Source organism: Microcoleus sp. BM001215392 (genome assembly GCF_036700185.1).
In the GTDB taxonomy this organism is placed as follows: Bacteria; Cyanobacteriota; Cyanobacteriia; order Cyanobacteriales; family Microcoleaceae; genus Microcoleus.
Window position 1 is genome coordinate 1 of record NZ_JAUBOJ010000217.1, and the last position, 9,264, is coordinate 9,264.

At 45.4% G+C, this 9,264-nt stretch carries 9 protein-coding genes and 1 pseudogene; 7 read left to right on the plus strand and 3 right to left on the minus strand.

The features are described from left to right. The 3 genes and pseudogenes from QT974_RS21195 to QT974_RS21205 all read left to right on the plus strand — a co-directional run. Positions 1 to 125, plus strand: a pseudogene (locus QT974_RS21195) (ribonuclease Z); the annotation flags it as partial. 75 nt (positions 126 to 200) lie between these two features. After that, the gene (locus QT974_RS21200; RefSeq protein WP_333470394.1) at positions 201 to 488 is read left to right on the plus strand and encodes a hypothetical protein; all 288 of its coding nucleotides are present in this window, start codon (positions 201 to 203) and stop codon (positions 486 to 488) included. After that, positions 481 to 906 carry a retroviral-like aspartic protease gene (locus QT974_RS21205; RefSeq protein ID WP_333470395.1) on the plus strand — a complete coding sequence of 142 codons (426 nt, stop codon included), beginning with the start codon at positions 481 to 483 and terminating at the stop codon, positions 904 to 906. The genes QT974_RS21200 and QT974_RS21205 overlap by 8 nt, the downstream gene beginning before the upstream one ends. A gap of 41 nt (positions 907 to 947) precedes the next feature. On the opposite strand, the gene QT974_RS21210 is transcribed toward QT974_RS21205, so the two are convergent. Then, positions 948 to 2,714, minus strand: a complete 1,767-nt coding sequence (locus tag QT974_RS21210) for a sensor histidine kinase (RefSeq protein ID WP_333470396.1) — start codon at positions 2,712 to 2,714, stop codon at positions 948 to 950. Between the two features lie 579 nt (positions 2,715 to 3,293). Between QT974_RS21210 and secA the strand changes: the two genes are divergently transcribed. The 3 genes from secA to QT974_RS21225 all read left to right on the plus strand — a co-directional run bounded on the left by secA (position 3,294) and on the right by QT974_RS21225 (position 6,766). Next, on the plus strand, positions 3,294 to 6,110 hold the full coding sequence (secA, locus tag QT974_RS21215; RefSeq protein WP_333470397.1) for a preprotein translocase subunit SecA: 2,817 nt from the start codon (positions 3,294 to 3,296) through the stop codon (positions 6,108 to 6,110). A gap of 169 nt (positions 6,111 to 6,279) precedes the next feature. Then, positions 6,280 to 6,534, plus strand: coding sequence for a DUF4160 domain-containing protein (locus QT974_RS21220; RefSeq protein ID WP_106334228.1), 255 nt, complete (start codon positions 6,280 to 6,282; stop codon positions 6,532 to 6,534). Further along, positions 6,497 to 6,766, plus strand: coding sequence for a DUF2442 domain-containing protein (locus QT974_RS21225; protein ID WP_333470398.1), 270 nt, complete (start codon positions 6,497 to 6,499; stop codon positions 6,764 to 6,766). Before QT974_RS21220 ends, QT974_RS21225 begins: the two co-directional genes overlap by 38 nt. A 33-nt stretch (positions 6,767 to 6,799) precedes the next feature. Here QT974_RS21225 and QT974_RS21230 read toward each other — a convergent pair whose 3' ends face one another. After that, positions 6,800 to 7,093 (minus strand): DUF3288 family protein, encoded by a 294-nt coding sequence (locus QT974_RS21230; protein ID WP_333470399.1) that lies wholly within the window; start codon positions 7,091 to 7,093, stop codon positions 6,800 to 6,802. A gap of 222 nt (positions 7,094 to 7,315) precedes the next feature. Beyond that, positions 7,316 to 7,855, minus strand: a complete 540-nt coding sequence (locus tag QT974_RS21235; protein ID WP_333470400.1) for a tetratricopeptide repeat protein — start codon at positions 7,853 to 7,855, stop codon at positions 7,316 to 7,318. Between the two features lie 228 nt (positions 7,856 to 8,083). On the opposite strand from QT974_RS21235, the gene QT974_RS21240 reads away from it, so the two are divergent. Continuing rightward, positions 8,084 to 9,070, plus strand: coding sequence for an NADPH:quinone reductase (locus tag QT974_RS21240; protein ID WP_333470401.1), 987 nt, complete (start codon positions 8,084 to 8,086; stop codon positions 9,068 to 9,070). Positions 9,071 to 9,264 lie beyond the last annotated feature (194 nt).

The window sequence follows — 9,264 nt, forward strand, 5'->3', positions numbered from 1 at the left end:
GCTACGCTCCCGGAAATGCGATCGTCCTAGATGATTTGCTCAAGGAAGCCCAGGCTATTTTTCCGAATACAAAAATGGCCTATGACTTTTTGACCTATGAAATACCCAGGCTTGTTGAAAAGTAGGTTATATAAATTCCGGTAACACCAGAATGATATAGTCATTGTTCCCTGAGCGTAGTCGAAGGGTCGCAGGGAACAATGACAGTTGTGAAGTCGTTTAAATCTCAAGGTCGTGGTAAAATAGAAAAACGAATTCAATGGCGTTTTATGTCAAATCTTGAATTATTAGCCCAACTTCGGCAATTATCCCGTGCTGACAAATTTCAAATGATGCTATTTTTAATAGCAGAATTGACGAAAGAAGAAGGAATTATAATGGGTAATGAATCTGCTGAAATTATGTATTCAGTGCATAGTTCTAATAGTGCAGCACAGCAATTGATGCAGTTACTAGAAACAGAACAAAAACAAACTCAAAATGTTTAATGGTAGGCGATATTCTTTTCAACCTAAACGAGATGAATTTGGTGTTTTAGCTGATGTTCCGTATTTGCCTTTAACACTAACTTATCAAAATCGTTCTGTTGAGGTTATGGGTTTACTCGATACAGGAGCTAGCGTAAATGTTTTGCCCTATAATGTTGGGGTGCAATTAGGGGCTATTTGGGAAGAGCAAAGATTTTCTGTTACTTTAGCAGGGAATTTAGCGAGTGCTGAAACGAAAGGGTTATTAGTCTTGGCAAAAGTAGGGGACTTTGAGCCTGTTCAGTTAGTTTTTGCCTGGACTAGGGTGAATAATATTCCGATTCTTTTAGGGCGAACTAATTTTTTTAATGAGTTTGATGTTTGTTTTTATGGGTCACAATTAGCGTTTGAAGTGTGTCCTAAATTTAGGAAGAGTTGAGATTATAAATCTTCAATCTAAAATTCAAAATTAGTTGTATCCTAACATTTGACAGGCAACTGGATTGTGAACTCTGTTCCTGCACCGGGAGTAGAATCAACTGCGATCGTACCTCCATGTTTTTCCACAACAATTTGACGGGCAATAGCTAACCCCAATCCAGTGCCTTTACCAACAGCTTTAGTAGTAAACAAATAATCAAATATTTTCGCTTTTACATCTTCTGTCATGCCCCTGCCATTATCTCGGATCTGAATCAACACCTGGTTGGAGATGATTTCGGTGCGGATAGCAATTTGTTGGCGATTGGCTTGGAGTTGGTCAAAACTTTGGGTTTGGGCCATCTCATCAAATACGTCGATCGCATTTGCCAAAATATTCATAAATACTTGATTTAATTGACCCGGAAAACACTCGATTTCGGGAAAACTGGCATACTCTTTGAAAATCTCGATCGCAGGCCTTTTTTCGGAAGCTTTGAGCCGGTATTTGAGAATTAGCAAAGTGCTGTCGAGTCCTTCGTGTAAGTTGGCTCTGACTTTGCGATCCGTATCTGCACGGGAGAATGTGCGCAGGCTCTTGCTCATCGATTTAATCCGATCCGTTGCTCCTTGCATTGAATCGAGCAACTTCGGCAAGTCTTCAATCAAAAAATCCAGGTCAATCTCAACAGCCTTTTCTTGCACGGGTGCGACTGCATCGGGATAGTATTGCTGGTAGAGAGCTAGATGTTCGAGCAAGTCTTGAATGTGTTCTTTGGTATTGTTAATGCTGCCGTTGAGAAAGCCGATCGGATTATTAATTTCATGAGCAACTCCTGCTACCAAGTTTCCCAAAGAAGACATCTTTTCGCTTTGCACCATTTGAAATTGGGTGCTGTGGAGTTTGTCTAAGGTATCTTCAAGTTGAAGGTTTTTAGTGTTGAGTTCTTCGGTACGTTCAGACACGTTAATTTCTAGAATATGACTGTACTCTTGTTGTTTTTTTAACAGTTGTTTTACCGTAAAAATTAATTGATTGAAAGAGATAGTCAACGTGGTAATCTCATCTCTATCGGTAATGGAATCTGGTAAATTAAAGTTTAATTCTTGGAGTGATTTTCGAGCAACTTCGGTGAGAGAGTGAATTGGGCGAGATATCGCCCGACTTGTAACTAAAGACAGCACAGTGGCGATCGCGATCGAGCTTGCCATGCTGCCTCCAATCACCCACAAACGCAGGGCATTACTAGCGTCGATCGCGACTTCTGCTTCTTTATACTCTTCGTATACCATTTTAATTATGGCTAATATGTCATCAGAAAAAGTATGTATTTGATCCATGAGTACACTTCGCTCTAGGTCAGTCATATCTGCCTGAATGCTGGTGATATTTTCAGGTTTGATGGTAGCTGGATCGAGGCGAGGCAATAGGCGCTCGATGGCATGACTGTATGCTTCTGGAACCCCTTGATGCTTTGCCAAAAAAGCAGTAATAGCTTCAATTTCACCATGACGCTCAATCTTTTCCTGTCCGGCTGTGCCGCCATGAGAAGTCTTAAACTTTACCCAGCTTTGCTGAAAGCTTTGAGAGTTTTTCTTGAATTCCACATATTCGTGTTGCAGTTGTGCAGGCCGATCGAGTAATCCCTTAATCTTTAGCTGATGGTTAGAAGTTTGCAGCACCTTCACCTGCACACCGCTGATTAAATTGAGTTCCTCTAAAACGTCATCTACCTTAGCAAGCGCTAACTTTTCTTGACGATCTGCGATTAAAATTCCGATTCCTGTACCCACGATCGCAATTCCTAGCGATACTGCGTAACCCAATGCGATTTTTCGTTTAACCGGCAAGCAACGCAACCAAGATATAACTTGATTTTTTCCCACTTCCAATTTCTTAAATATCTTATTGTACATAAAAGAACTATCGTGTTTGTGTAGTAGTTTTGGGCTGCGCCATTTTTTACTAATTCTGAAACTTTCGTCCAGGGCTGATTTCGTTAATGGCGCGATCTGGCTCTGATTCTTTTCAACCGTGCCAGAAAATAAATATTGATGAAGGAAATATAGTTGAAGATCGATCGCGATCGCCTAGGATGATGTCAATACATCGTTAGCGCAGCCCTGGAACAGGATCGCCACTCCTACAAGCCTAGCCCGACCACAAGCACTTTACAAATAGGGTGTGGGCGAATTTGTTGTAGAGTCGGCTCTGTGCCGTGTCCTTAAACAGATGATTGACAATCGTCCAAGCCTCCCCAGCCAAGCGATCGCCCCCAACGACTCCTTCGGCTCCTGAGCAGAGCCAATGCTTGCTACAATCTGGGAAGGTAAACGTTGTGGCTCACACTACAGCCCCTAATGCTGCAAACTAAAGCTAATTATTAAAAATCTGCCTCTCCTGCCATGTTTAAAAATCTGCTAGGCGACCCCAACGCGCGCAAACTGAGAAAATTTCAGCCTTGGGTAGCTGATATCAATATCTTGGAAGAAGACCTCCGCGCCCTCTCCGACGACGCTCTCAGAGGCAAAACGGCCGAGTTTCAAGAACGTCTGGCAAAAGCTAAATCTCTCAACGAGGAGAAAGAGATCCTAGACGAAATCTTGCCGGAAGCTTTTGCAGTGGTGCGGGAAGCGGGACAGCGGGTTTTGGGACTGCGCCACTTTGATGTCCAACTCCTCGGGGGCATCATCCTGCACAAAGGCCAAATTGCCGAAATGAAAACGGGTGAGGGCAAAACTCTCGTAGCGACGCTGCCGGCATACCTGAACGCCCTCAACGGTAAAGGCGTACACATCATCACCGTCAACGATTATCTCGCCAGACGGGACGCGGAATGGATGGGGCAGGTGCACCGCTTCCTGGGACTGACTGTGGGACTGATCCAGCAGGGCATGGATCAGGTGGAACGCAAGAAAAATTATAACTGCGACATTACCTACGCCACAAACAGCGAAGTCGGTTTTGACTATTTGCGCGACAACATGGCTACTGTCATGGAAGATGTGGTGCAGCGTCCTTTTAATTTCTGCGTGATTGACGAGGTTGACTCGGTGCTGATTGATGAAGCGCGGACGCCTTTGATTATTTCCGGCCAAGTCGAACGCCCCAGCGAGAAGTACATCCGGGCTGCTGAAGTTGCGGCTTCCCTGAGAAAGGAAAATGAGGAACACTACGAGGTTGACGAAAAGGCGCGGAACGTGCTGTTGACCGATGAAGGGTTTGGTGAAGCTGAGGATTTGTTGGGCGTTACGGATTTGTACGACCCGGCTGACCCTTGGGCGCATTACATTTTTAATGCGATTAAGGCGAAGGAATTGTTTATTAAGGATATTAACTACATCGTCAATGCCGATCGCGAAGTGGTGATTGTGGATGAGTTTACAGGGCGGGTGATGCCGGGACGGCGCTGGAGTGACGGTTTGCACCAAGCGATAGAAGCGAAAGAACACGCGGAAATTCAGCCAGAAACTCAGACGCTGGCGACTATTACTTATCAAAATTTCTTTTTGCTATATCCGAAGCTGTCGGGGATGACTGGGACGGCGAAGACTGAGGAAACGGAATTTGAGAAGATTTACAGCCTGGAAGTGACGCTGATTCCGACTAACCGGGTTCCCAGCCGGGCTGACCTTTCGGATATGGTTTACAAGGCAGAGGCCGGCAAGTGGAAGGCGATCGCCCAAGAATGCGCCGAAATGCACGAAATCGGTAGGCCGGTGCTGGTGGGTACTACCAGTGTGGAAAAATCCGAGTTGCTCTCTAGGCTGCTGCGGGAACTCAAGATTCCTCACAATTTGCTGAATGCGAAACCGGAAAATGTGGAACGGGAGTCGGAAATTATCGCTCAAGCCGGACGCAAAGGCGCTGTGACGATCGCCACAAACATGGCCGGACGGGGTACCGACATCATTCTGGGCGGTAATTCTGAGTACATGGGACGGCTGAAGTTGCGCGAGTATCTGATGCCGCGCATCGTGCGCCCCGATGATGAAGACGGGTTTTCGCTGGTACAAGCGCCTGGTATGGGCGGCCGCCCCGCAGCTCAAGGTTTTGGTCAAACTGCCAAAAAAGTCAAGTCTTGGAAGGCTTCGGCCGAGATTTTCCCGACACAGCTATCGAAAGATGCCGAGCAACTGCTGAGAACGTCGGTGGAATTGGCGGTGAAGGAGTACGGGGAGCGATCGCTCTCGGAATTGCAAGCCGATGATATCGTGGCTGTAGCCTCGGAAAAAGCGCCCACCAAAGACATCGTAATTCAAAAATTGCGGGAAGCTTACAATCGTACTCGCAGCGAATACGACGGCTTTACCAGCACCGAACACGATGAAGTTGTGCAGTTGGGTGGCTTGCACGTTATCGGTACCGAACGCCACGAATCGCGCCGGATTGACAATCAGTTGCGGGGCCGCGCGGGACGCCAAGGAGACCCCGGTTCTACGCGGTTTTTCTTGAGTTTGGAAGACAACTTGCTGCGGATTTTCGGGGGCGAACGGGTGGCTGGTTTGATGAAGGCTTTCGGTGTTGAGGAAGATATGCCGATCGAATCTGGAATGCTGACTCGATCGCTCGAAGGCGCTCAGAAAAAAGTTGAAACCTACTATTACGACATCCGCAAACAGGTGTTTGAATACGACGAAGTGATGAACAATCAGCGTCGAGCCATCTATGCGGAACGCCGCCGAGTCTTGGAAGGTTTGGACTCGAAGGAACAGGTAATTAAGTATGCGGAACAAACGATGGACGACATCGTGGGAGCATACATCAATCCCGATTTGCCTTCGGAAGAATGGGAACTCGACAAACTTGTCAGCAAGGTGAAGGAATTTGTTTATCTGTTAGCTGACATGACTCCGGATCAACTTGAAGATTTGTCTGTTGAGGAAATTAAAACTTTCCTCCACGAACAAGTCCGCAATGCTTACGACATGAAGGAAGCGGAAGTTAATGCCATCCGTGCCGATTTGATGCGCGATGCTGAGCGGTTCTTTATCTTGCAGCAAATTGATACTTTGTGGCGCGAACACTTGCAGCAAATGGATGCTTTGCGCGAGTCTGTGGGATTGCGCGGTTACGGACAAAAAGACCCGCTGATCGAGTACAAAACTGAAGGTTACGAGCTGTTTTTGGACATGATGACGGATATCCGCCGCAACGTGGTTTATTCGCTGTTCCAGTTCCAGCCGCAGCCTGCAATGCCTGTTTCGGCTGAGATGGTTTGAAAATAGTTAACAGTTGATTGTTGACTGTTGACTGTTGACTGTTGACTGTTGACTGGTTCCCAGACTCTTGCTGGGAACCAGTTGAAATCTTACAAAACTCGTGTCATGGAAGAAGAATAATCTTAAAAAATACAGAGATTCCGATTGAAATATTGTATAACATCGAATTATGCCAACTATTTTACGAATAGGCCCTTACCGACTTTACTTTTATAGCCATGAACCAAATGAACCACCTCATGTTCATATTGACAGAGACAAATCATCGGTTAAATTTTGGTTGGAGCCAGTCAGTTTAGGAAACAACCTTGGTTTTAGTGCTAAAGAACTTCGTAAAATACAGTCGGTAGTACAAGAAAATCAACAAACGCTATTGGAGGCTTGGTATGGGTATTTTGGCGATTCGAGCGGACGAGAGAGTTAAGCACATTCATTTTACAGAAGAAACCATTAGTGTTGATTTGATGGATGGACGAATCATTACCGTGCCTTTAATTTGGTATCCAAGATTGTTTAATGCAACGCCAGATCAAAGGGAAAAATGGGAAGTATGTGGAGGAGGCTATGGCATTCACTGGGAAGAAATTGATGAAGACCTCAGTACAGAAGGAATGCTGCGAGGTGCGCCGGCTCCGAGGCCTAAAATTACGCATTAATTGCGATCGCTATTTCACTTCTAAGCTTTGGTATTAAGCCCAATCTTCTTGGTCGCTTTTTTGTTTCCTGTAAACTTCACCTTTGGCGTGAATTTTGCGGGTTTGTTCGTACAGAGTTTCTTCGGTATGATTCCATTGTTGCAGGGCTTTTTTTAAGTCTGCTTGAATATCTCTAGCACCGGGAAATCCTTTGTAGCGAATGATTAATCTTGCTAATTCTGATAAATTTTGGTCGGTTGGTTCTTTGCCTAATAAACTATCGACTGTGGCTCGATCGCGTTTGTATTGCGGGTGCTGCTGGTCTTGATTTTTTGCTAGTAAATCCATGTTTTTTTGTGGTAAAACGGAACGCACGTGAGGACTTTAGTCCGCAAAATGCTGCGGACTAAAGTCCTCACGTGCGTTCCTATATTATTAGTGTGAGTTGAGCGGAGATGATATAATTGTTCAAAAAAGTGTTCTTTTTTACTCAACCTCTAAGCAGAGATGCGGATGTGTCAGATTTTTGAGCTTGGTTTAGCGATTTATCGCAGGCTCGACACCCTACAACTACTTTGCTAATTGTGGTTCTAAGTTTAAAGCTTTTTCTTGATAAATTAAACCTTCGTTGGTTCGCCCTTGCTGTTCTAATACTTTGCCTAAGTTCCAGTAAGCGGCTGCTAAGTCTGGCTGCATGACGATCGCTTTTTGGTAGTATGTTATCGCTTCATCTAGCAAGCCTTGTTTGTAACACATACTGCCTAAGTTAACATAGGCTGCGACAAAATTAGGATCGCATTCGATCGCCTTTGAGTAGGCCCGCACTGCTGCGTCTGTTTTACCTTGGGCTTGCAGGATATTCCCGAGGGTTTTGTAGGCGGGGGCGAAATTGGGTTGCTGGCGCAGGGTTTGGTAACAGGAGGCGATCGCCTCTACATATTTCTGCTGCGTATAATAAACTTCGGCTATCTTGCTGCGCGCGATCGCCGCCTCCGGTTCGAGTGCTAGTATTTTTTGGTATTGGGCGATCGCCTCCTCAAATTTTCCTGATTGCTGGAGTTTCTCGCCTTCTGACAAATACTGCTCTGTTAACTCGGAATTTACGGTCATAGATTTTTAGTTTAACAGCCGAGTTTACTTTACCATAGATGTTGGCTAGCAAGCGCAATTATTACAGATATTCTGACTGTTTGAGATTTTCAATTTGTTTCTGTACAAAAAACTTTTTGTGGGATGGGCCGGAGAGCCTATCCCAAAATTTGATTAAAATGATTTTGGCAATCTTGTCTAGTAAATGAGTGTAATCTAGTCTATTGAAAACATCAGGAGAAAAAAACCGTGAAAGCTGCTTACTACGAACAACTCGGCAACGCGAAAGATGTCCTCAGAATTGGCCAAATCGATGTTCCAGAATTGGGTGCAAATGAAGTGCTGGTTAAAGTACGCGCATCTGGGATTAACCCATCCGATGTCAAGCAGCGCAGCGGTTGGGGCGGACTCACAATGCGACACCCGCGAGTGATTCCCCACAACGACGGTGCAGGAACAATTGAAGCAGTAGGAGAAGGTGTCCCAGCGTCTCGAATTGGGGAACGGGTTTGGATTTATGAAGCTACATTAATTCGCCCGTTTGGTACGGCGGCGGAGTATGTTGTTGTACCCAGCGAACAAGCGGTTTTTCTGCCGGAAAATACAGATTTTGCAGCGGGTGCTTGTTTGGGAGTTCCGGCTATGACTGCACACCATTGTGTTTTTAAAGATGGTGCTGTTACTGGAAAAATTGTATTAGTTGCGGGCGGCGCGGGTGCTGTTGGTAATTATGCGATTCAATTGGCAAAATGGGGCGGCGCGACGGTTATTTCGACAGTAAGTTCTGCGGAAAAAGCAGAATTTGCTAAAACTGCGGGAGCTGACTATATTGTTAATTACAAAGCTGAAGATGTGGTGGCGCGGATTAAGGAGATTGCGGGCGGTCAGGGAGTCGATCGCATAATTGAAGTTGATTTTGCCGGAAATCTGGAAATTAATCTCAAAGCGATCGCCCGCAACGGCACGATCGCCACTTATGCTTCTGATTCGGATACAACGCCTCAAATTCCTGTGTACTCGTTAATTTACAAAAATCTTACCGTTCATTATGTCTTAGTTTATGCTATGGACAAAGTTGCACACCAACAAGCGGCGGCAGATATTACAACTTGTTTGAAAGCTGGAGTTTTGCACCACGTTATTGCTGGGCGCTTTGGTTTAGACGAGATTGCGGCGGCTCACGAATTGCAGGAAAGTGGCAGTGCGATCGGCAATTTGGTTTTATTGATGAATTAGAAGCCAGGAGGAAGAAGGAAGAAGGAAAATATTATGTTTCTCTAGTCGGCGTCCGGCGGACATCGTTTGTGTGCCCGTAAACTCAGCGATTTCAATCGCCGATTGAAAACGAAAATATTATGTTTCTCTAGTCGGCGTCCGGCGGACATCGTTTGTGTGCCCGTAAACTCAGCGATTTCAATCGCCGATTGAAA

Bases quoted from the DNA above. Each gene is read 5' to 3' on its own strand.
- QT974_RS21200 (WP_333470394.1), top strand. From the start codon at position 201: ATGACAGTTGTGAAGTCGTTTAAATCTCAAGGTCGTGGTAAAATAGAA.
- QT974_RS21205 (WP_333470395.1), top strand. From the start codon at position 481: ATGTTTAATGGTAGGCGATATTCTTTTCAACCTAAACGAGATGAATTT.
- secA (WP_333470397.1), top strand. From the start codon at position 3,294: ATGTTTAAAAATCTGCTAGGCGACCCCAACGCGCGCAAACTGAGAAAA.
- QT974_RS21220 (WP_106334228.1), top strand. From the start codon at position 6,280: ATGCCAACTATTTTACGAATAGGCCCTTACCGACTTTACTTTTATAGC.
- QT974_RS21225 (WP_333470398.1), top strand. From the start codon at position 6,497: ATGGGTATTTTGGCGATTCGAGCGGACGAGAGAGTTAAGCACATTCAT.
- QT974_RS21230 (WP_333470399.1), bottom strand. From the start codon at position 7,093: ATGGATTTACTAGCAAAAAATCAAGACCAGCAGCACCCGCAATACAAA.
- QT974_RS21235 (WP_333470400.1), bottom strand. From the start codon at position 7,855: ATGACCGTAAATTCCGAGTTAACAGAGCAGTATTTGTCAGAAGGCGAG.